The sequence below is a fragment of the Arcanobacterium haemolyticum DSM 20595 genome (assembly GCF_000092365.1).
Taxonomy (GTDB): domain Bacteria; phylum Actinomycetota; class Actinomycetes; order Actinomycetales; family Actinomycetaceae; genus Arcanobacterium; species Arcanobacterium haemolyticum.
Map to the genome: position 1 here is coordinate 183,471 of NC_014218.1, position 20,379 is coordinate 203,849.

Genomic DNA, 20,379 nt, shown 5'->3' on the forward strand with positions numbered 1-20,379 from the left:
GGAGGTTTCTTATGCTGTGGGTGCTTGCATTTTTCGTTGTGGGCGCGTTGGGTGCGCCTCGATTGATGCGGGCTGGCCGGCTGGGTTTTTTGGTGCTGGCTGTGATTCCGGCGGGTGCTTTCGCGTGGCTTGTGGTTCAGGGGCCGCGGATTGTTGCGGGCAGTGTGGTAACGGAATCGGTGCCGTGGGTGCCGCAGATGCATGTGAGTGTGGATGTGCGGATTGATGCTCTTTCGTGGGTGTTAGGGCTGATTGTTACGGGCGTTGGCAGTTTGGTGCTGGTGTATTGCGCCCGGTATTTTTCTCCGAACGCGCAGGGCTTGGGCCGTTTTGCGGGTGTATTTGTGGCGTTTTCGGGTGCGATGTTGGGCCTGGTTACAACCGATAACACGTTGGTCTTGTACATGTTTTGGGAATTGACAACCGTTTTTTCGTACCTGTTGATTGGGCACAACTTTTCGGCATCGGGTTCGCGGCGTGCGGCCGGGCAGGCGATTATTGTGACTACTGCTGGTGGGTTGGCGATGCTTGCAGGAATCGTGATGTTGGGGCAGGTGCCGGGCGGATCGTATCGGCTTTCGCACCTGGTTGCGGCGGGTGGCGAATTGAGTGCCACGCACGGGGTACTTGTGTCTTCTGCTGTTGTGTTGGTGCTGGTGGGCGCTTTATCGAAATCTGCGCTGGTGCCGTTCCATTTCTGGTTGCCAGCGGCGATGGCTGCTCCTACTCCGGTATCTGCATATTTGCACGCGGCGGCGATGGTGAAAGCGGGCGTCTATCTGATTGCACGGTTGGCTCCTGGTTTTTCGCATCTTGATTCGTGGCGGTACTTGGTGGTGAGTGCCGGTTTGACCACACTGATAGTTGGCGGTTTCCGGGCAATGAAGCAGTTTGATCTGAAACTGGTGTTGGCGTTTGGAACTGTGTCTCAACTGGGGCTGATTATTGTGCTGGTGGGGTATGGAACCTCGGCAGCGCTGTTGGCCGGATTGGCTTTGCTGGTTGCTCATTCGCTGTTCAAATCAGCTCTTTTTCTCTCAGTTGGATCTGTGGATTGGTCTACGGGAACACGTGATCTGCGGGAACTTTCTGGAGTGGGGCGGAAGTGCCCGAAGGTGGCCGTTGGGGCTGCGTTGGCTGGGGGATCAATGATGGGATTGCCTCTTACCGCGGGATTTGTTGCTAAAGAAGCCGCGCTGGAAGGGCTACTTCACGGTTCGAGTGTGGATACATTCACGTGGGTGATGATTGCAATCGGCTCAGCGTTTACCGTGGCTTACACGCTTCGTTTCTGGTGGGGCGCGTTCGCTACAAAGAAGGGTGTGGACCCAACCGGAACTAAGGATGCTTCGTGGCTGATGACTCTTCCTATTTTGATCCTTGCAACACTGGGCATCATCGCCGGAATCGGAGCAAGCGTAGTAGAACGTGTGCTGATCCAGCATGCTACGTTGATCCCCGGAAACCCCGGCCATCTGGCTGTTTTTGCAGGATTCCACGCGGCTTTCGCGATTACGTGTGCGATCGTGGCAGGGGGAATTGGGCTGTTCGTTCTTACGAAGCGCCATGCGGCGGCGATGCATCGGTATGATGTGCCGCTGAGTGCCGATGCCGTGTATCGCTGGATGATCGGGAAACTTGAAGTGCTCTCCGGTTGGGCCACGGCGCTCACACAACGCGGATCACTGCCGGCCTACATTTCGATGATCGTCATGTTCATACTGGTTACTGTGCCGTTAGCTTTCTGGTGGGGAGGCGTAGGCGTGATTCGTGGCGTGCGCTGGTGGGATACATGGGCCCAGGCGGGCGTTGTGCTCATCACGATTGTGGCAGCAGTGGCGGCCGCGCGGGCGCGGCGGCGGCTCAAAGCAGTGATGCTCATGGGCGTTTCCGGATATGGCGTAGCGCTGATCTACGAACTGTATGGTGCTCCAGATTTGGCGCTCACCCAAGTGTTGGTAGAAACCATGTCTCTGGTGGTGTTTATCTTGGTGTTGCGCAAGCTACCCGTCTATTTTTCGTCGCGTCCGGTACGAACAATGCGGTGGGTGCGAATTACGCTGGCGGTTTTGTTCGGAATTCTTATGTCTGTGTTCGCCTGGCTTGTAGCGGGTGCGCGTACTACTCAACCGATTTCGCGCCTGTTCCACGATGAGGCCTACGCCTACGGGTATGGCAAGAATATTGTGAACGTGACCTTAGTAGATATTCGCGCATGGGATACTCTTGGCGAAATGTCGGTGTTAGTGGCGTGTGGTATCGGGATATCGTCGCTGCTGTTTATTAGGGATCGCGAAGGGCGCGTGGATCGGTTCCGTAACATTATTTTCCCGGACGGATCTAAGCACGCACATGCCGGAAATCGGGTATGGCTGGCAGCCTCCCGCTTACAAGATTCACGCTACCATTCGGTGATTGTAGAACTAGGAACGCGGCTGATTTTCCATGCGATTCTGATTGCGTCGCTGTTCTTCTTGTTCTCCGGGCATAACTTGCCTGGCGGTGGATTCGCAGGAGGTTTGCTGGCTGGGATCGCGCTTGTTTTACGATATGTGGCCGGTGGCCGCTATGAATTGGGTGCGGCAGTACCGTTGCATCCGGGCCACTTGATGGGATCAGGCATGGTGATCGCTGCGGTAGATGCGCTGGTGCCTATTGCATGTGGCGGAACAGTGTTGCAAACGGCAGCCTTCGAATTCGTGTTGCCGGCATTCGGGCACGTCAAGTTAGCCACGGCCTTGTTCTTCGATATTGGCGTCTATATTGCAGTGGTTGGTTTGGTGCTGGATATCGTGCGTTCGTTGGGTGCAGAAATTGATCGGCATGCGGAGGATACGATGGCAAAGGAGGCACACTGATGGAATCATCATTGGCATTGATTATTCTTGCAGGCGTGTTGATGGCCGTGGGCGTCTACCTAGTGCTGGAACGTTCATTGGCTCGCGTGATTATTGGGCTTTCTGCGATTACTAACTCAGTCAATATCGTGTTTCTGATCGCGGGTGGGGCGTCTGGAGAACCTCCGCTCGTTGGAGGTGCGGCACCGGAGAAGATGGCAGATCCGCTGGTTCAAGCAATGATGCTCACCGCGATTGTGCTTTCGCTTGGATTAACGGCTTTCTTGCTCTCTGTGGGCTACCGTTCGTGGCAGTTACACGGGAACGATGAAGTACAAGACGATCTAGAAGATCAACGCTTGGCACGCCGGAGTGAAGCGGCCAAGATCGCCGAACGTGCCGATAAGCCAGAGCGTATTGAAGTGGACGCGGAAGCGGCACGTGACGAAACCGAATCGTTTGAAGGAGAGCGCGTATGAACCCGAACGTGTTGGTTGCCTTGCCGGTTGTGGTGCCGATTTTAGGCGCAGGATTATCGCTGGCATCCGCGTCTTTTCGGCGTTTGCAGGGGTGGATTTCGGTGTCGATTTTGAGCATCGTGCTAGTTGTGGATGGAATGCTGGTTGTGCTGGCTGGTTCTGGCCCCCTTGTTCTCGATATTGGTGGATGGGCTTCTCCTGTAGGAATCAGTTTAGTTGCGGATAGGTTATCGGCAATCATGCTTCTGACCTCGGTTGCCGTGACCTTGAGTGTGCTCATATATTCAGTTGCACAAGGCGTGGCAGATGGAGATGACGCAGCCCCTATCGCTGTGTATCATCCTGCTTTCTTGCTTCTCTCTGCTGGCGTATCGAACGCATTCCTATCTGGAGATCTGTTCAATATTTACGTGGGGTTTGAACTCTTGTTGATGGCGTCATTCGTCCTGATTACATTGGGTGGAACCCGCGATCGCATCCGTTCAGGCACGGTCTATATTGTGGTCTCCCTGATGTCTTCCGTTGTGCTCCTGATTGCGATTGCACTGGTGTATGCATCGGCGGGTACAGTGAATTTGGCCCAGTTGGCATTGCGGCTTCCTGACGTCGATCCGGGAGTGCGCCTGGGAATCCAAACTCTGCTTTTGATCGGTTTCGGCATCAAGGCTGCCGTGTTTCCGCTATCCGCGTGGCTTCCAGATTCATACCCAACGGCGCCTGCACCCGTGACAGCCGTGTTTGCTGGCCTACTCACAAAAGTGGGTATTTACACGATGATCCGCACACAAACGTTGCTCTTCCCATCGAATCGACTTGACGTGATGCTAGGCGTATTTGCAATCGTCACCATGCTGGCAGGTATTTTCGGTGCAGTGGCGCAGCAAGACATCAAACGCCTGCTGTCCTTCACCCTGGTGTCTCACATCGGCTATATGCTCTGGGGAATCTCCACGTCAACCGATGATGGACTCGGTGCCGGCATCTACTACGCCGTTCACCACATCACCGTTCAGACAGCACTCTTCCTTGTGGTAGGGCTCATTGAACGCCGCGGTGGAACCACGTCGCTTGTCAAACTCGGATCCCTAGCAAAACTGGCGCCGGCGCTCGCGGTTATCTACTTCATCCCCGCGCTCAATTTAGCTGGCATTCCGCCACTTTCTGGTTTCTTCGGAAAGATCGGGCTGATGCAGGCATCTGTTGATCGAGCATGGGGAATCGACTGGTGGCTGATCGGGGCAGGGATCATCACGTCGTTACTCACGTTGTATGCCGTGACTCGCGCCTGGAACATGACCTTCTGGCAGGAAGCCCCACAACCGTTAGAAAGTAAACCGATCCCGCGCGGAATGATGCTATCTGCCACCGTGCTTGTTGGCCTCACCATCGGGATCTCGATCGGGGCTGGCCCGATCACTGCGTACACCCACGATGCTGCCGCGGAACTCAATGCTCGAATGCCATATATCTCGGCAGTACTCCCAGATGCTGAACGCGGAACAGGGCAGAGTCCGCATGTGACCGAACAAAAGGAAGTGCCACATGAATAAACGCAGTTCACGATCCGTACGTCACGCGGTCTTACAGTCTGAACGTTTCCCTCACGCATCAATGGGGCTCCTGATCGGGCTCATATTCGTATGGGTGATGCTCTGGGGCGAATTCACGGTAGGGAATGTAGTTGCCGGGTTCTTGCTCGCGCTGTTCGTCACCACGGTGGCGCCATTCCCATCAGCACCTTTCGACGGCCGATTCCGCCCCTGGGGAGTTATTCTTCTTGTTCTCTTTGTGGCGTGGGAAATGATGCAGGCAACATGGCAAATCGCATGGTTTGTTATATGCGGATCACGCCCACATCCCGCTGTGATCAAAGTGCACTTAAAATCAAAATCAGATATTTACATCGCCACCGTTGCAGGCGTGACAGGCCTCATTCCTGGAACCGTTGTTATTGATACAAACCGTGAAGAATCAACGATTTACGTGCATATCTTCGATTGTCGCCTTGCAGGTGGAACCGATGCCGCCCGCGAATCAATCCTGATCGTGGAAGAACGAATCCTGCGGGCATTCGCATCCCATGATGAACTCGTATCGGCAGGCTACATACCCGGCCCGTCACGAACATACGGACGATTGGAGGACCAAGCATGATGTGGGTTATTGGCGCAAGCGCCGTCGTCGAACTAATCGCCATCGCACTGTTACTGTGGCGGCTCGGGCGCGGCCCAACCACGCTCGATCGTGTGGTAACGCTGGATATGATCACGTCCGCGGTGGTGGGCGGAATCGCGATCCTCTTCGCGTTCACGCGGCGAACCGATCTTCTGCCCGTGTTCGTGGTGTTATCGCTCGTAGGGTTCGTGGGCTCAACCGTGGCTGCTCGAAACGCAACGGAGGAACGGCAATGATCGCATTCATGGATTGGCTGGGAGTCAGCCTCATCTTCATCGGAAGCCTTCTCACGCTCATCGCCGCGATCGGAGCGGTGCGTCTGCCTGACGTCCTCTCCCTGCAACACATCGCAACTAAACCCCAGGTCATGTCGCTTATGTTGTTCATGATCGGAGTGATGCTGGTGGTGCGGGACAGCACGGTTACCTGGACTCTGCTGGCAGTGATCGCCTTTCAACTCGTCACCTCGCCGATTTCTGCTCACGTCATTTCACGAGCGGCATACCGTACCCATAAGGTCGATAACTCGCGGTTCGATGTTGACGATTTGGATCAAGACCTGCGTTCCGGATGGGATCTCACGGTAGACTAAAACAAGGTGCGCCACCTACTGGCGCTGACGGAAAGGACCACAATGAACCTCGGATATCGCCTCTTGAGCCTCGCTACCGGTGCCGTAGCAGGAATGGTTGCACGCCAGGTTGTGACCGTTATTTGGGAAAAGGGTTTCGGGCAGACTGCGCCTAGTGGCGACGAAACCGACGTCGATCTCCCGCTCGCACAAATCGCAACGTTCGCTGCCGTAACCGCTGGTGTTACCGCCTATGTAAACGAAGCAATGCAACGCAAAACCGCCCAATGGTATGGAGAAACTCCACATCAGTGAGATTTAGGTCAAACGTCCTCCTGCACACAAGATGTGCGGGAGGCGTGGTGATAGAGTTTATACGTCACAGGGGAGCGCGAAAACGCGCTGAGAGTGCGGAAACCCGCAGACCCTCACACCTGATCCGGATCATGCCGGCGTAGGAAGATGAGTACCTCTCCTTGTTGCCATCTATCGGTGGCGGCATGCCCTCCATTAACCACGGAGGACATCATGAAAACCCGTAAGTTTGGGCTTGCACTTGTTACCGCAGCCGCTCTGGCATTGAGCGCCTGCACATCCAGCGTTCCAGCCAAGAAAGCTGAAGAACCAGCCAAGGAAGAAAAGAAGGCTGAGGTAGTCAAGGTTGTTACCAACGGTTCCTTCACCCTGCCAGATGATGTGCTGGCTGAGTTCACCAAGAAATCCGGTTTCAAAGTGGAACTGCTTAACGGTGAAGAATCCGGCACGCTCGAATCCAAAATTATTTTGACCAAGAACAAGCCAGTTGGCGATGTGGTTATTGGTTTGACTGCGAATAATGTTGCTCAAGTTGCTGAAGCTGGCGTCTTCGATTCCACAGTCAAGGTTGCTGGGCCAGCAGGCGCAGATAAGTACACCGTTAAAGGCGCTGAAGGCGCGATCGCCGTTGATCGTTCCGATGCCTGCTTCAACTACGATATCGCCTACTTCAAGGATAAGGGCCTCACTCCGCCAGCCGGATTGGAAGATTTGGTGAAGCCGGAATACAAGAACCTCACCGTTATCCAGGACCCATCCAAGTCTGATACCGGTTTCGCGCTCCTCGCCTCCACCATTTCCACATTCGGTGAAGAAGGATACGTGGACTACTGGAAGAAACTCTTGGCCAACGGAACCAAGGTTGACGCAAGCTGGAAGGACGCCTACCAGGTAGATTTCACCGCTGGTGAAGGCAAGGGTGCATACCCAATCGTCATGTCCTACGCGTCCTCCCCATTCTGGACCATCACTAAAGCTGGCGATTCCTCCACCACCGCAAACGTTGCTGGCGGCTGCTACCCAGTAGTGGAATACGCAGGCGTGCTCAAGGGTGCTAAGAACACCGAAGGCGCAAAGAAGTTCCTCGAATGGATCTCCAGCCCGGAAATGCAGACTGTCATTGCTAAAGAAAACGTCACCTACCCAATCGATGAATCTGCACAGCTACCAAAAGGAATGGCCGAATTCGCGCCACGTCCAGATGCAGTCAAACCACTCGAACCAAAGATGATCGTCGAATCCAAAGAAAAGTGGATCACGTCCGTCACTGAACTCTTCTCATGATGAAGCACCCCGCACAGCGCCCACTGATTTTGTGGGCGCTGTGCGCGCTTGGGCCAGCACTTTTCCTCGCACTATTCTTTTTCGCTCCGGTTGCTGACCTGTTGAGCCTTGGCGTTGACGAACTCGCTGGGAGCTGGGCTGAATCCGGGGTTTCCGGGCTAATCGATCAGTTGAGCAGGGCACGGGCGTTTGAGGCCTTGCTGACCACTCTTGGGCTGGCCTTCGCCGGCACGATCCTCTCCATTGCCGTTGGTATTCCAGCAGCCTACGTGGTGTATCGGATACGATTCCGCGGGCAGACAATCGTGCGATTTCTGATCGTGTTCCCGTTCGTGCTGCCAACCATCGCCGTGGCCACCGCATTTCGCGCACTCTACGATTCCGCCGGCCTGTTTGGCGGGCTTGGGCTTGCCGGATCACCTGTGCTCATCGTGCTCGCCATGATGTTCTTCAACATCTCCGTGATCGTGCGAACCGTGGGAGCATCCTGGTCCACGCTCAACCCCAACCATGAAGCGGCCGCCCGCACACTCGGCGCATCACCCGCCCGTGCGTTCCTTACCGTTACCTGGCCCCGCCTTGCTCCAGCCGTCTACTCGGCATCCACCCTAGTATTCCTCTACTGTTCCACCTCATACAGCCTAGTCATGATACTTGGCTCAACCCGCACCCACACCCTAGAAACCGAAATCTATCGGCAAACATCCCAATTCTTAAACCTCGGAACCGCCGCTCTTCTGTCCCTCGTCCAAGTCATCGTCGTGGTGATCGCCCTGATCATCTCCCACTACGTCAGTAAAAAAGCAACAGTTGCCGATTCCTATTCACGATTCATCGCCGCTCCACCACGCATCACCACCCGGCAGATTCCACTAGTTGCCGGAGTGCTCGGGATCGTCACCGCCCTGATTATCCTCCCGATCGTCCAAGTCCTCATCCGATCCCTCCGCCGCAACGGAGAATTCACCCTTCAAAATTACACAGACCTCTTCCGGTCCGGAGCCGCCCGCTCCGTCGATTTCCCCATCGCCACAACCATCGGGCAATCACTCGAAGCGGCAGTCTATGCAACCGTGATCGCCGTCGTCGTCGGTGCAACCGTATCGCTCCTCGTCACCCGAAAACTCCGAATCCACCACGAAACCTGGCAAAAAATCACCGGAATCTACGATGCGCTCTTCATCTTCCCCGTAGGAATCTCCTCCGTTACGCTCGGCTTCGGAATGCTCGTAGCGCTCGGCGGCTCACTCGCCTTCATCTCAGAATCGCCACTCCTCCTCCCACTCGCACAAGCACTCGTAGCCCTCCCCATCCTCATCCGCACAATCGTGCCCATGCTGATGCGCACCAACCGGAAACTCTACGGCCCCGCACTCACACTCGGAGCCAGCCCACTACGCGCATTCTTCACCGTTGAAGGGCCCACTCTCATGCGCGCCCTCGGAGTAGCCGCCGGATTCGCCTTCGCCATCAGCATCGGCGAATTCTCCGCCACCTCATTCCTAGTGCTCCAACGCGAACCCACCCTGCCCGTCATGATCTACCACCTCATCGGGCGCGCCGGCGCTACCGATCAAGGCATGGCCTACGCCGGAACCGTGTTCCTTTGCGCCATCACCGCGATCGTTATGCTGATCGTGGAGAAGTTGAGTGCGGTTGGTGCGGGTGTCGGTGCGGGTGCGGCTGTCGGTGCTGGCGCGGGTGCAACTACCGGTGCGAATCACAGCACGCATGCCGATGCTGGCGCCACCACACTCTCCCTACCACTCACTACAAAGCAACCAGCCACTACAAAGGAACCGCGATGAGCGCAATCAGTGTCTCCCACGTTAACCTCACCTACCCGAACGGCTACCATGCCCTGCGTGACCTCAGCATCGACGTAGAACACGGGCAAACCGTGGCGCTGCTCGGCGCATCCGGGTCCGGGAAATCCACTCTGCTCCGCGCAATCGCCGGACTAGAGCCGATCAGCAGCGGCACAATCTCCATCGGCGGCACCAATATGGCTGGCGTTCCCACCCATCGCCGGCACGTTGGCATGGTGTTCCAAGACGGCCAACTCTTCCCACACCGCAACGTAGAACGCAACATCTCCTACGGGTTAGAAATGGCTGGCATGAAACGTTCTGAACGCGAAGCTCGCGTTGCTGACATGCTCGAACTTGTGGGCCTGGCGGGATTCGGGCAGCGTCCCGTAGGGACTCTGTCCGGGGGCCAAGCGCAACGAGTTGCCTTGGCCCGATCGCTCGCCCCACGGCCACAGGTACTTCTTCTGGACGAACCCCTATCGGCACTAGACAAAGAGCTGCGCGAACGGCTGGCAGTAGATGTGCGCCAGATCCTGCGAAACTCCCAGATGACAGCCATTTTCGTCACTCACGATCCCGACGAAGCCACCATCGTTGCCGATCGCGTGCTCCGCATGGCAGAGGGGGCATTCGTTTCCTAGCTAGTACATGGCCAGAAAAAGCGGCAGGGAGGGCAGGAGGCTCATATAGAGCACTCCTGCCCTCCCTGCCGCTTATTTAGCACATGGCCAACGCGCCTAGAACGCGTTTGAAGTAAAAATCAGCGGAAACAGGCCTAGGAAGCCCAGCACCGCGCCGCGAATTCGCGCAACGGTTCGCGGATTCCGGCCGCCACTTCCTCTTGAGTCTGCGCATCCGCCCTATCCGCCCAAATCGAGAAGAACGCGCCCACCAGCTGCTCTGGATACGCGCCGCCAATAGTTGGGATTTCTTGAATTGTTTGATCCACGGTTCGCATGGCGTTCGACGACGTCGATACCCGCGGTGGCAACTGCGGAAAAAATCCCGGATGCCAGTTCGCGTTGATAATACGTTCGGCAGTGGGGTAGCGGTAACCGGCGTTCTCTCCCAACACATAGTAGAAGAGCGAATCGTTAAAATTGACGATCCGGTAGTTGGCCTCCAAGGCGTCAGCCACCGGCCGCATATCAGGATGCCAGTTAGTCCACCAGGTCAGCACGATATCCGGATCGAGGCCCACCACGTTGCCGCGCAACATCCCATCATTCCAGACGCGCGGAGTAAAGCCCAGACTCTTCACATAGGCACCGATCTGGTTCACAAAATCCGTGAGCAGATCGAATCCATTCGCGTCCGCCCCAAACTTTTCGCGGGCAGCCTCTGCCAACATTGGGTACTCAGAAATCCGAGCGAAATCAACAAATTCATCGCCACCAAGATGCCACGAACGGCATCCCGCGAACAAATCTGCAAAATCATCAATCAGCTCACGCGCAAAATCAAGCGCCTCCGGCAACGCAATATTCAACGCATGGCCGGTATCAGGAATCGCCAACGGTTCCGCATCAGGCGCAAGATCAGCAGGTGGAAGTTGCAAGTGAGGGAAGGATGCGAGCGCCTTGCGCAAATGGCCAGGCATATCCAACGACGGAATGATCTCCACATACAGATCGCGCGCCAACGCCAAAATCTCACGAGCCTCATCACGCGTAATCCGATGCTCCGACACGATCTGAGGGAATGCCTCCGATTCCAACCGGAACCCTTCATTCTCAGAAAAATGCCACTGAATAACATTCAAACCGATCGCAGCAGCCTCACGGATCCGATCCTTCATCCATTCCGCATCAACATACTTACGAGCAGCATCAATATGTAAGCCACGTTCAGCCACCAGCGGGGAAACCTCAAACTCCCCGCATGGCACCGAACCGGTTTCATCAAACGCCGCCAAAATACGGCGCGTAGCACGGAAAATCCCAACAGGGGCCGATGCCGTCACAACAATCGTGGACTCATCAACTACAACAGTTGCCGTCTCAGGCGTAGCAAGATCTTCCGCAGCAACCTGCAAAATTACCCGAAGCGCCACCCCCGGAGCCTCATCAACCTGTGCCGCCACACCACGATCGCCCAGCTCAGACGCAAGCCGCTCACCTTCGTGACGGAAAGCCAAATCGGAAACGACCGCCACCGTCGTCGTCGGAACCCACACGCCCATTACTGCTTCACGCCGCCTTCCTCAACGCCCTTGAAGAACTGCTTCTGCAACGTGGCGAACAGGATAATAATCGGGACCAAAGCAATCATCGTACCCGCCGCAATCACACGCGGATTCGCCGCAAAGTTCGAATTCAAATACTGCATACCAACCGTGAGCGTGTACTTCGCAGGATCAGACAACACAACCAACGGCCACAAGAAATCATCCCACGCGCCAATGAACGCAAACAGTGCAATAACCGAGACCATACCGCGAATATTCGGCCACACAATATGGCGCAAACGCTGCCACGTGGTAGCGCCATCGATCGTGGCGGCATCCAAGACGTCCGGCGGAATCATGCGGCACGCCGCCGCAATCAGCAACACGTTAATCGCAGAAATCGCGCCCGGCAAGAACACGCCCCACAGCGTGTTCGCCATACCAAGAGCCTTCACCGTGAGGTACTGGCTGGTCAGAGTAACTTCGCCTGGCAGAAGCAACGTAGAGAAGAAGATCGCCATAATCAGGCCCTTGCCCTTGAACTTCAAACAGCCAAGAGCGTAACCGCCAAGCGTCGCAAAAATAACGTTCGACACCACAGTGCCCACGCCAACCAGCAACGAATGCCATGCGTAGTTCAACACTGGTATCGTGCGGAACACTTCCGCATAATTATCCAGTGTGGGAGCTTCCGGGAAGATCGTTGGAGGAAAATCGTAAATGTTCTCCGTGGCGCCCTTGAACGACGTGGACAGCTGCCACAAGAACGGGAACACCATCACGGCCAGAACCGCGAACAGCATCACATACTTGCCAATAAGCCCAGCTAGGGACGGCTTCATGATGTCTGAAGAACCGCGGCTTCGGTAGGCGCGATCGTGGCGGACGAAATCTGGTGAGGTGTTCGTGCTCATGCTCATGCTCATGCGGACATGCCCTCCTCGGTAATCGTGCCCGTTGTTACTAAGGCCGTTTCTTTCGCGTGGCGGAGTGCCGCCTTATGCGCTTTGCGCATGCGGCGGGCGGCCAGCATGTCGCGGATCATGTCGCCATTGTTAGAGATACCAACGATCAAGAGTGGGATCAGCGTGAGAGCGAACAGAACCAGGGAAATCGCGGATGCGTAACCCACGTGGCCGTTCAAGCCCTTGCCTGCGGATTGGATCAACATCACGACGCTCATCGCCCGCCCGCCCGGGCCTCCCGAACCGTTAGACAAGACGTAAAGTTCGGTGAAGACTCGCATTGCGGCAACACAGATCAGAACCGACACGAGCATCATCGGGCCACGCACGCCAGGAACCGTAACGGACCAGAAGCGGCGCCACCGGCCAGCGCCATCGAGTGCGGCCGCTTCGTGGAGATCACGGCCCACATTGCCCAACGCTGCCAAGTAAACAACCATGTAGTAGCCGAGGCCCTTCCACACGGTCAAGCCGATCGCGGCGCCAATCAGCAGCCAACGATCCGATAAGAATTCAACCGGACGATCGATCATGCCGAAGAACTTCAAGGCTTCGTTGATCGTGCCGTTTCCAGAAAAGAGGAACTCCCACACGATTGCCACAACAACCGCCGAAGCGATCACCGGGAAGTAGAACGTGGTGCGGAAGAAGCCGATGCCCGGGATTTTGTTGTGAACCAGCAACGCGAGCAACAGTGGGAGGAACGTGAGGAGTGGGACGCACACCACGACGTACACAAGCGACGTCGTCAACGCATAGATAAACCGTTCGTCACTGAAAAGGTTCTCAAAGTTTTGGAGCCCAACAAAGTTGGCTGGACGGAGGGGACGAGCGTCTGTGAAGGCGAGCGCCACGGTATTGAGGAATGGCCATAGGGCAAAAACAAGTACCCAAATCACTCCTGGTAGTGTCAGCAGGTACGGGGTGTACCATTTCTGTCGTCTCATTCGCTTGTCCCCTCCGTTTAGAAATTAGTTATCACTTGAGGTTCTGCTGAGCGTGCTCAACAGCCTTGTCGAGTGCTTCCTTAGCAGTGATCTCACCCTTGACTGCGAGCGCGATTTGCTGCTTGGCGAACGTTTCCATTTCGGTGGTGAACTTGGAATCGCCGGTCATCTTGGCTTTGTCCATCTGCTTTGCGGCAAGATCGGTTGCGACCTTCTGCTGTTCGTGTTCTGCCTTGATTGCGAACGACGACGGATCAGCGTTCGCTGCGATTGTGCCTGGGAAGAAGCCGACTGCGAGCTTGACGAACTCGATCTGGTTTTTGGTGTTGGTGACGAACTCCGCGAACTTCATAGCAAGTTCTGGGTTCTTGGAATCCTTGGAGACAGAAATGCCTTGGACGAAGAGTGGTGGGTTTCCGAAACCAGCGGTGACCTTGATCTTTGGAAGGAGAGTTGGGGCGTTAACGGCAACATCCTTATCGATGTAGTTCGGGCCAGCGGTTGTCCATGCTGCGGTGCCCTTGTTGAAGTTGTTGACGTTAGCGTTTGCTGTACCGGCGTTCTGGAGTGCTTCTGGGGAGATAGCGCCCTTCTTGTACAGTTCGACGTAGGTGTTGATGATCGCTTCAGCTTCTGGGGTGTTGAATACGAACTTGCCGTCCTTGATGATGTCTAGGTGGCCGCCTGCATCCGAGACCATGATCTGGAGGCCCTTCGGGCTTGGAAGATCCGAGATGGTCTGGATTCCGCTTTCGCCGAGCTTACCTGCAACGTCCCACAGATCCTTGTAGGTGGCTGGTGGTTCCTGGAGGCCGGCCTTCTGGAGAAGTTCGGTGTTCCAGTAGTTCAGTTCGGTGCCGAGGTACCATGGGAAGCCGTATGCGCCTTCGATGCCGTCGAAGGCGTATGCGTCAACGCCGCCTGGGACGTATTCGGAGATTGCCTTGGATTCCTTCTTGAGGTCCACGAGCTTATCGACGGATGCGAGCGCATATGCGTATTCTGGTGGGAGGTTGACGACGTCTGGAAGCTCACCAGATTCTGCCTGCTGGAGAACCTTATCTTCGTATCCATCGCCTGGCTGATCGATCCACTTGATCTTGGTGCCTGGGTTGGCTTTTTCGAAGTCAGCAATGAGCTTTTCAAAGTATGGCGTGAACTTATCGTTCTTCAGTGACCAGGTTTGGAAGCTGATTTCACCGCTGAGCTTGCCATCTTTGGAGGATTCCTTAGCGGTATCGGTGGCGCTACCACCGGTGCATGCGCTGAGGAGGAGTGCAGTTGCGGCCAAGAGGCCGATAGATGCGGAACGGATCTTCATCGATGTTCTCCTTGTTTGTGTTGTCTGGCGATTCTTCATTGAAATGCCTGTTACCGTTTTGGTTATTGTGCGAATATTTGGGATTCCCATGTGTATCGCCAGTCACAACTAAACCGGTAAAGTAAGATTAGTGTATCACTCCCATTCATTCCTGAAAAGCGCAAAATTGATATAGGTGCACGCGTATCGGCGGAATGTGGGTGAATGTGCGCCTAGCGCCTAGTAAGCGCCGAGTTTCATGGGGGTGCGCGAAAGTGTGCAGAAATGCGGGGCTGGGCGCACGAAAATCAGAGTCGGTGAAGGTTTGGTTCGCTTGGTAGGGTCTGTAGCCTAGAATTGTTCCGATATGTCCGGTTTTTGGGTGTGGGGAGGTGAGGGTGCAAGGACGTGTGGGGAGGTCAGTGTGCGGGGAGGTCAGTGTGCGGGGAGGTGGGGTAGGCCAGTGTGCGGAGACAAGACGTGCAGGCCGGGAAACGAGCCCCACGAGCGCCCCACGAACCCCGCGATCTCGTGGGGCGCCCGCCTAAAACGCCAAGTTCGGGTTGTACTTCAGCGAATTGGGTTCGTTACTGCATTCGGAGGCGATGGAGATGTTGTGCGCGATGGCGCCTTCGGCTCGCAATTCCAGCAATCGCGGCACAACCCGGTCCCGCAAGGCCCACGGATCGATAGTGTTCACGTAGATCTTGGTGCCGCCTTCGAAGCCGGCCAAGGTGGACACGCGCCATTTGATGAGGACTTTCCACGGCATGCTCACGTCGGCATCGATTGGTTTGCAATGCCATTCTTCGTTGGTTGGCACGTCGGCGCCGGTGGCGGCGTGCATGGCGTGGATCAGATCGCTCATGCCGCGCCGCTCGTCGTCGGAGTGTTCCCACGGTTGGCATACCGGGGATTTAGACCAGACTTCCAGCGTTGGGTACCGGTGCCCGAATCCGGCGATGGCCACGGCATGCCGGTTTTCTGCAAGTACCAAATTGTGATAGCCGGCGTAGTCCACGGCGGCTTCGTTGTAGAGGTTGGGGTTTTGCCGCACGCGCTCGACTTCGAGTTTCCCATTCACGGATCGCTGATCGATCGCCACGAGCTGTTTGTGCAGGTGATCGAAGGATGCGCCGGCGGGTTTGAGCCAGTTTTGGAATACTTGCACGTAGCGTGCGTACCGATTTTGTTGGTAGAGATCGTGCATGGCGTCCACGGTGAGGCGGATGTACCATTCGTGTTCTTGCGGGGTGAGGGTTCCGGCGGAGGCAAGTTGGGAGGTGTCGGTTGCGCCGTCCACGAAGTGCCGCCGGGCCACGATCAGATCGTGCCCGCCGCCGAAGAGCGGGTAGGCGAGTTCAACGATGTCTTGATCGGTGAGCGCCCCGAATTCGTCATCTGTGTAGGTGTTTCGCAGTTTCATGCGAAGCACTTTCATCACGTGGGAGCGCCCGGCCGGGTCTGCCATGTACGCTTCGAGCCGCCCGCGCGCGCTCGCTGGCAACCGGTAGTCGTAGTTTTTGGCCCAGTAATCGAAGGAGAGGATTTCAAACAGGTTGGGGATTCGGCGGAATTCCCATTCGCGCGTGAGCATATCCACGTTGGTTCCGCGGTAGACCACCGCATCGTCGCGTTTGCGCACGATTCGCGCTTTTTCTGGTGGCGTTTCGAGGATGCGTTGGGTACAGAATGCGCATGAGTGCCCGAGCCGGTTGGGATCGATTGGCCGCACGTCTGTGTGCGTTATTTCGATTGGCCGGTTTGCTCGCCCTGGTATCGTCCAGACTTCTGTTCCGGAGAAGGGGTTGATTTGTTTAATGGTGCCATCTGCCATTTTGGTGATGGGTGGTGGGAAAGAGTACGTGTCAACCATGTGACTCAGTTTATACGTGTGTGAGGGCACGTGGCTACAGCTTTATTTTCGTGCGCACGCCTGATAGACCTTATTTTGTGGGGAGAGATGTGGAGAAAGTGCGGCTTCCGCGCGAAATTTGGGTGATTGTTGCGGCGTCGGTTGCGATTTCGTTGGGTTATGGGATTGTGGCGCCGGTTCTTCCGCGTTTTGCGATTCAGTTTGGGGTGACGACGACGGCGGCGACTCTGGTTGTGTCTGCTTTCGCGTTTACTCGTCTGGCTTTTGCTCCTGCCGCAGGCCGGCTATCGGGTAGGTTGGGCGAACGCCGAATGTACCTGTTGGGCATTTTTATTGTGGCAATATCGTCGGCGGCCAGTTCGGTATCGCAGGAATACTGGCATTTGTTGGTGTTGCGCGGCATGGGTGGTTTTGGTTCGGTGATGTTTTCAGTTGCCGCCATGTCACTGGTGATTCAGTTGGCGCCGGCAGATGCCCGTGGGCGGGCATCTGCCGCGTTTGGTGGCGGGTATCTTGTTGGCAATATTGCCGGCCCTGCATTGGGTGCGCTTATTGCTCCACTCGGTTACCGGTGGCCATTTTTGATTTATGCCGTGATGCTTCTTATTTCTATGGCGATCGTGGCGTATGAGATTCCGGCAGATGGGCACCGCAGGCGTAAATTGCGTGAAGTCTGGTTTAAGAAAAACGCACATAAAACACAACCACCTGCGGATTCGTTCCCTGAGGTGGCGGCAGCGGCGGCTGTGGGAGCACCCGATGGCCGCTCGGTTATGAGCGTGTCTGAGGCATTCCAAAACCCACGTTTTCCACTGGTTTTGCTCACCGCGTTTGTGCAGGGCTGGGCGAACATGGGTATGCGTGTGGCGGTGGTGCCGCTGTTGGCGGGAACGATCGTGGCTGGCCCATCGTGGCTGCCGGCCGGGCCGTGGCTTGCGGGTGGAGCAATGACGGCGTTTGCAATGGGCAACGTGGTGTCGCTTCTACGCGCCGGGCGCTGGACTGATGTTTATGGGCGGCGCGTTGTGGTGTTGTGGGGCCTGCTTGTATCAGGCGTGTTCACGATCGCGCTGGGCTTTTCTGTTACCAGCGTATCGTTCCTGCTCATGTGCTTTTTCGGTGGGCTTGGTGGTGGGTTCATCCAACCGGCTCAGCAAGGTGCGATGGCCGATATTGTGGGCGATCGGCAAGGCGGCCGCGTGGTCTCATTCTTCCAGCAATTCAACGATTTTGGCACAATCTTAGGGCCGATCATCGCCGGTCTGATTATCGATTATTCCGGCTACCTTACCGCATATATTGTGGGCGGAAGTGTGCTCATTCTGGCCGCATTCGCGTGGATTTTCTTCGATTCGAAAGAAACTGACGCGCTACAAGCGGCACAAAAATAAGCCTGGAACGTAGCCTGTTCGTACCCTAGGCAGATCTCGACTATTCTTGTAGTCATGCTTCTTGATATTAACGATCCAGTCCTCACCGAACGTTTCGATTCCTTTATTGCCACCAGCCCATACGGCAACCTGCTCCAAACCCGCGCCTGGGCACAGGTCAAAGCCGGCTGGGACAGCCACTACTTCTACCACGAAACAGACGGAGAAATTGACGCCACACTTTCCGTGCTCTCCGTCATGGACTCCCGTTTTGGCGGGCGGTTGTACTATGCACCGCGCGGCCCGGTCTGCGATCTGAACCGCATCGACGCCGTCACCCAACTCATCACTGAAGCAGAAGAATACGCGAGAGAACACGAAGGGTTCCTGCTCCGCGTCGATCCAGGAGTGCCAGACGACGAAGCACTCCGCGAAACCTACGCAACCGCAGGATTCCCTATCGCACGCGATCCAGGCAACACAACCCAGCCACTCATGAGCCTCGTGCTAGAAATCAACGGGCGCACCCCGGAACAACTCCTCGCAGACCTCTCCAAAAACACGCGCAAAAACGTACGCAAATCATACCGTTTGGGCGTCACCAACCGGGTAGGCGGGCGCGAAGACCTCCCCGAATTCTACCGACTCTTCGAAATGATGAACAAGCACCACGGAATCTCGTACCGGCCATACGAATACTTCGAACGGCTCTACGACGCATTCGAAGACCACGTGCGCCTCAGCTTCTCCATGTACGAAGGGCGAGCAATTACCACGTCGTTCCTTGTTACCTTCGGCCGAACCGCAAACGCACTCTATGGGGCAGACAGCCACGAATTCCAGATCGGCCAGTCATACCAAATCAACTACGAAGAAATCTCATACGCAGCCGAACAAGGATGCGATTTCTACGACATGGGCGGCATCTTCCACACCGATGAAGAAAACGGCCTCTACCACTTCAAACGCAAATTTACCGAAGACAACGTGATCAACTGGATCGGAAACATCGATCGCGTGGTGGACCAAGAAAAATACGATAAATTCCACGAACTCACCGGGCGGAAGGAAAACTAGTGACCACCGCACTCGTTGTACTCGGAACAGACGAAAACTCCTACACTCACGCCCGCAGCTATCACGAAGCGTTCGGGCGCAAAGCGATCGTCTGCGGAACAGGGGTGCTGGCGCCGTTCTACCGCACGAAGATCGCGGACGTTCACACCGTTTCCGGATTCTCCTCCGATCGCAACGTGTTCGCTCAACTCCTCAACGAACGATGGGAACAGCGCGAAGCTGGCGTGGATGCGTTCATGATCGTAGCGCCCACCGAAGAATACCTTCACCTACTCTACGAATCGCTAGAACTCCTCACGTTCACGCCAATCCTCCCCTACCCGGAACGTGACCTTGGCGTACGGCTCATGGACAAAAGCTACTTCTATGCGCGCATGGAAGAATGCGGAATCACCGTGCCAAAAACCAACATCGCCACACCAGACAACGTGGATGATGCCGTGTTGGACGGCGAACAATTCATCAAAGCCGACGATTACGAAACCTTCAACTCCTTCGATTTTCCCGAAAAACACAAAGGTTTCCACGCGCGAAACACGGACGAAGCGCGCGGCTACCTGCGCGCCGTTTTTGCCTCCGGGTTCACCGGAAACATGCTTGTGCAAACCTACATTTCAGGCGACAACACGCAAGAATTCTCCGTGAACGGGTACCGGGGAACTAATGGGGATATCGTTTTTGTGCAATCGCGCAGCGTGTTGACCGACATGCGGCCAATGTGGGTGGGAAATCATTTATTGCTCACCGATACTGATCGTGGCGATCTGCAAGGTGCGTGCCGGACCGCCGTAGAACACTTAGAGTATCGCGGATTTTTCAATATTGATTTCAAAGTGGATGCCGCAACCGACGTGCCATATATGCTCGAAATGAACACACGCTTAGGGCGCAGCTCCTACTACGGCGTGCTCAACGGCGTGAACTTCGTACAATGCGCGATCGAGGACTCCGAAGGGCGGGGCATGCCGGACTTCGAACGGCGCCCATTCTCTTGGATCACCGCGCACCGCGCCCAAGTGGTAAACCAGCTGTCTGGGGCTGCACTCGAATATTTCATGGAACCTGAACGGTATGCCAACACTGGGAACGCCCTGGACTATGCCGTTGATGACGATCCCGCGCGCGTTGCCCGCATCACGCGGTTGCGCGACGATATCGGCCGGAACCTCGGCTGGTAAGGGGCTGGCGCCGGATGTTTGAGCATC

Annotated in this window: 18 protein-coding genes and 1 riboswitch; of the genes, 13 read left to right on the plus strand and 5 right to left on the minus strand. The window is 55.9% G+C overall.

The window, feature by feature from the left end; translation table 11 throughout:
* The first annotated feature begins 11 nt into the window (after nt 1-11).
* From ARCH_RS00750 to ARCH_RS00795, 10 genes are all read left to right on the plus strand, one after another.
* The gene (locus tag ARCH_RS00750; RefSeq protein ID WP_013169409.1) at nt 12-2,858 is read left to right on the plus strand and encodes a Na+/H+ antiporter subunit A; all 2,847 of its coding nucleotides are present in this window, start codon (nt 12-14) and stop codon (nt 2,856-2,858) included.
* On the plus strand, nt 2,858-3,316 hold the full coding sequence (locus tag ARCH_RS00755) for a Na(+)/H(+) antiporter subunit C (protein WP_013169410.1): 459 nt from the start codon (nt 2,858-2,860) through the stop codon (nt 3,314-3,316). Before ARCH_RS00750 ends, ARCH_RS00755 begins: the two co-directional genes overlap by 1 nt.
* Nucleotides 3,313-4,866: a Na+/H+ antiporter subunit D gene (locus ARCH_RS00760; protein WP_013169411.1), complete on the plus strand. Its 1,554-nt coding sequence runs from the start codon at nt 3,313-3,315 to the stop codon at nt 4,864-4,866. Before ARCH_RS00755 ends, ARCH_RS00760 begins: the two co-directional genes overlap by 4 nt.
* The gene (locus ARCH_RS00765; protein ID WP_013169412.1) at nt 4,859-5,470 is read left to right on the plus strand and encodes a Na+/H+ antiporter subunit E; all 612 of its coding nucleotides are present in this window, start codon (nt 4,859-4,861) and stop codon (nt 5,468-5,470) included. Before ARCH_RS00760 ends, ARCH_RS00765 begins: the two co-directional genes overlap by 8 nt.
* Complete coding sequence (locus ARCH_RS00770) at nt 5,467-5,727, plus strand: monovalent cation/H+ antiporter complex subunit F (RefSeq protein WP_013169413.1); 261 nt, start codon at nt 5,467-5,469, stop codon at nt 5,725-5,727. Before ARCH_RS00765 ends, ARCH_RS00770 begins: the two co-directional genes overlap by 4 nt.
* The gene (gene mnhG, locus ARCH_RS00775) at nt 5,724-6,083 is read left to right on the plus strand and encodes a monovalent cation/H(+) antiporter subunit G (protein ID WP_013169414.1); all 360 of its coding nucleotides are present in this window, start codon (nt 5,724-5,726) and stop codon (nt 6,081-6,083) included. The genes ARCH_RS00770 and mnhG overlap by 4 nt, the downstream gene beginning before the upstream one ends.
* A 42-nt stretch (nt 6,084-6,125) precedes the next feature.
* Nucleotides 6,126-6,377, plus strand: a complete 252-nt coding sequence (locus ARCH_RS00780; RefSeq protein WP_013169415.1) for a DUF4235 domain-containing protein — start codon at nt 6,126-6,128, stop codon at nt 6,375-6,377.
* Between the two features lie 58 nt (nt 6,378-6,435).
* Nucleotides 6,436-6,541: riboswitch (TPP riboswitch) on the plus strand.
* Between the two features lie 49 nt (nt 6,542-6,590).
* Nucleotides 6,591-7,661 (plus strand): thiamine ABC transporter substrate-binding protein, encoded by a 1,071-nt coding sequence (locus tag ARCH_RS00785; RefSeq protein WP_013169416.1) that lies wholly within the window; start codon nt 6,591-6,593, stop codon nt 7,659-7,661.
* Entirely contained in the window at nt 7,658-9,469 is a 1,812-nt protein-coding gene (locus ARCH_RS00790; protein ID WP_013169417.1) for an ABC transporter permease, read from the plus strand. The genes ARCH_RS00785 and ARCH_RS00790 overlap by 4 nt, the downstream gene beginning before the upstream one ends.
* Complete coding sequence (locus tag ARCH_RS00795) at nt 9,466-10,113, plus strand: ABC transporter ATP-binding protein (RefSeq protein ID WP_013169418.1); 648 nt, start codon at nt 9,466-9,468, stop codon at nt 10,111-10,113. The genes ARCH_RS00790 and ARCH_RS00795 overlap by 4 nt, the downstream gene beginning before the upstream one ends.
* Before the next feature lie 134 nt (nt 10,114-10,247).
* On the opposite strand, the gene ARCH_RS00800 is transcribed toward ARCH_RS00795, so the two are convergent.
* From ARCH_RS00800 to ARCH_RS00820, 5 genes are all read right to left on the minus strand, one after another.
* Entirely contained in the window at nt 10,248-11,654 is a 1,407-nt protein-coding gene (locus ARCH_RS00800) for a family 20 glycosylhydrolase (RefSeq protein WP_013169419.1), read from the minus strand.
* Nucleotides 11,654-12,553, minus strand: a complete 900-nt coding sequence (locus tag ARCH_RS00805) for a carbohydrate ABC transporter permease (protein ID WP_231957970.1) — start codon at nt 12,551-12,553, stop codon at nt 11,654-11,656. Before ARCH_RS00805 ends, ARCH_RS00800 begins: the two co-directional genes overlap by 1 nt.
* 8 nt (nt 12,554-12,561) lie before the next feature.
* Nucleotides 12,562-13,551 carry a carbohydrate ABC transporter permease gene (locus tag ARCH_RS00810; RefSeq protein WP_013169421.1) on the minus strand — a complete coding sequence of 330 codons (990 nt, stop codon included), beginning with the start codon at nt 13,549-13,551 and terminating at the stop codon, nt 12,562-12,564.
* Nucleotides 13,552-13,582: 31 nt separating this feature from the next.
* Nucleotides 13,583-14,872 carry an ABC transporter substrate-binding protein gene (locus tag ARCH_RS00815; RefSeq protein WP_013169422.1) on the minus strand — a complete coding sequence of 430 codons (1,290 nt, stop codon included), beginning with the start codon at nt 14,870-14,872 and terminating at the stop codon, nt 13,583-13,585.
* Between the two features lie 523 nt (nt 14,873-15,395).
* Nucleotides 15,396-16,727, minus strand: coding sequence for a DUF4921 family protein (locus tag ARCH_RS00820; RefSeq protein ID WP_013169423.1), 1,332 nt, complete (start codon nt 16,725-16,727; stop codon nt 15,396-15,398).
* Between the two features lie 89 nt (nt 16,728-16,816).
* Between ARCH_RS00820 and ARCH_RS00825 the strand changes: the two genes are divergently transcribed.
* The 3 genes from ARCH_RS00825 to ARCH_RS00835 are packed head-to-tail and all read left to right on the plus strand — an operon-like array spanning nt 16,817 to nt 20,352.
* The gene (locus tag ARCH_RS00825; protein WP_013169424.1) at nt 16,817-18,118 is read left to right on the plus strand and encodes an MFS transporter; all 1,302 of its coding nucleotides are present in this window, start codon (nt 16,817-16,819) and stop codon (nt 18,116-18,118) included.
* A 54-nt stretch (nt 18,119-18,172) separates the two neighbouring features.
* Complete coding sequence (locus ARCH_RS00830; protein ID WP_013169425.1) at nt 18,173-19,174, plus strand: lipid II:glycine glycyltransferase FemX; 1,002 nt, start codon at nt 18,173-18,175, stop codon at nt 19,172-19,174.
* On the plus strand, nt 19,174-20,352 hold the full coding sequence (locus tag ARCH_RS00835) for a carboxylate--amine ligase (protein WP_013169426.1): 1,179 nt from the start codon (nt 19,174-19,176) through the stop codon (nt 20,350-20,352). Before ARCH_RS00830 ends, ARCH_RS00835 begins: the two co-directional genes overlap by 1 nt.
* The last annotated feature ends 27 nt before the right edge of the window (nt 20,353-20,379 follow it).

Excerpts from the sequence above, each read along its gene's own strand:
- ARCH_RS00750 (WP_013169409.1), top strand. The coding sequence starts at position 12 with ATGCTGTGGGTGCTTGCATTTTTCGTTGTGGGCGCGTTGGGTGCGCCT.
- ARCH_RS00755 (WP_013169410.1), top strand. The coding sequence starts at position 2,858 with ATGGAATCATCATTGGCATTGATTATTCTTGCAGGCGTGTTGATGGCC.
- ARCH_RS00760 (WP_013169411.1), top strand. The coding sequence starts at position 3,313 with ATGAACCCGAACGTGTTGGTTGCCTTGCCGGTTGTGGTGCCGATTTTA.
- ARCH_RS00765 (WP_013169412.1), top strand. The coding sequence starts at position 4,859 with ATGAATAAACGCAGTTCACGATCCGTACGTCACGCGGTCTTACAGTCT.
- ARCH_RS00770 (WP_013169413.1), top strand. The coding sequence starts at position 5,467 with ATGATGTGGGTTATTGGCGCAAGCGCCGTCGTCGAACTAATCGCCATC.
- mnhG (WP_013169414.1), top strand. The coding sequence starts at position 5,724 with ATGATCGCATTCATGGATTGGCTGGGAGTCAGCCTCATCTTCATCGGA.
- ARCH_RS00780 (WP_013169415.1), top strand. The coding sequence starts at position 6,126 with ATGAACCTCGGATATCGCCTCTTGAGCCTCGCTACCGGTGCCGTAGCA.
- ARCH_RS00785 (WP_013169416.1), top strand. The coding sequence starts at position 6,591 with ATGAAAACCCGTAAGTTTGGGCTTGCACTTGTTACCGCAGCCGCTCTG.
- ARCH_RS00790 (WP_013169417.1), top strand. The coding sequence starts at position 7,658 with ATGATGAAGCACCCCGCACAGCGCCCACTGATTTTGTGGGCGCTGTGC.
- ARCH_RS00795 (WP_013169418.1), top strand. The coding sequence starts at position 9,466 with ATGAGCGCAATCAGTGTCTCCCACGTTAACCTCACCTACCCGAACGGC.
- ARCH_RS00800 (WP_013169419.1), bottom strand. The coding sequence starts at position 11,654 with ATGGGCGTGTGGGTTCCGACGACGACGGTGGCGGTCGTTTCCGATTTG.
- ARCH_RS00805 (WP_231957970.1), bottom strand. The coding sequence starts at position 12,553 with ATGAGCACGAACACCTCACCAGATTTCGTCCGCCACGATCGCGCCTAC.
- ARCH_RS00810 (WP_013169421.1), bottom strand. The coding sequence starts at position 13,551 with ATGAGACGACAGAAATGGTACACCCCGTACCTGCTGACACTACCAGGA.
- ARCH_RS00815 (WP_013169422.1), bottom strand. The coding sequence starts at position 14,872 with ATGAAGATCCGTTCCGCATCTATCGGCCTCTTGGCCGCAACTGCACTC.
- ARCH_RS00820 (WP_013169423.1), bottom strand. The coding sequence starts at position 16,727 with ATGGTTGACACGTACTCTTTCCCACCACCCATCACCAAAATGGCAGAT.
- ARCH_RS00830 (WP_013169425.1), top strand. The coding sequence starts at position 18,173 with ATGCTTCTTGATATTAACGATCCAGTCCTCACCGAACGTTTCGATTCC.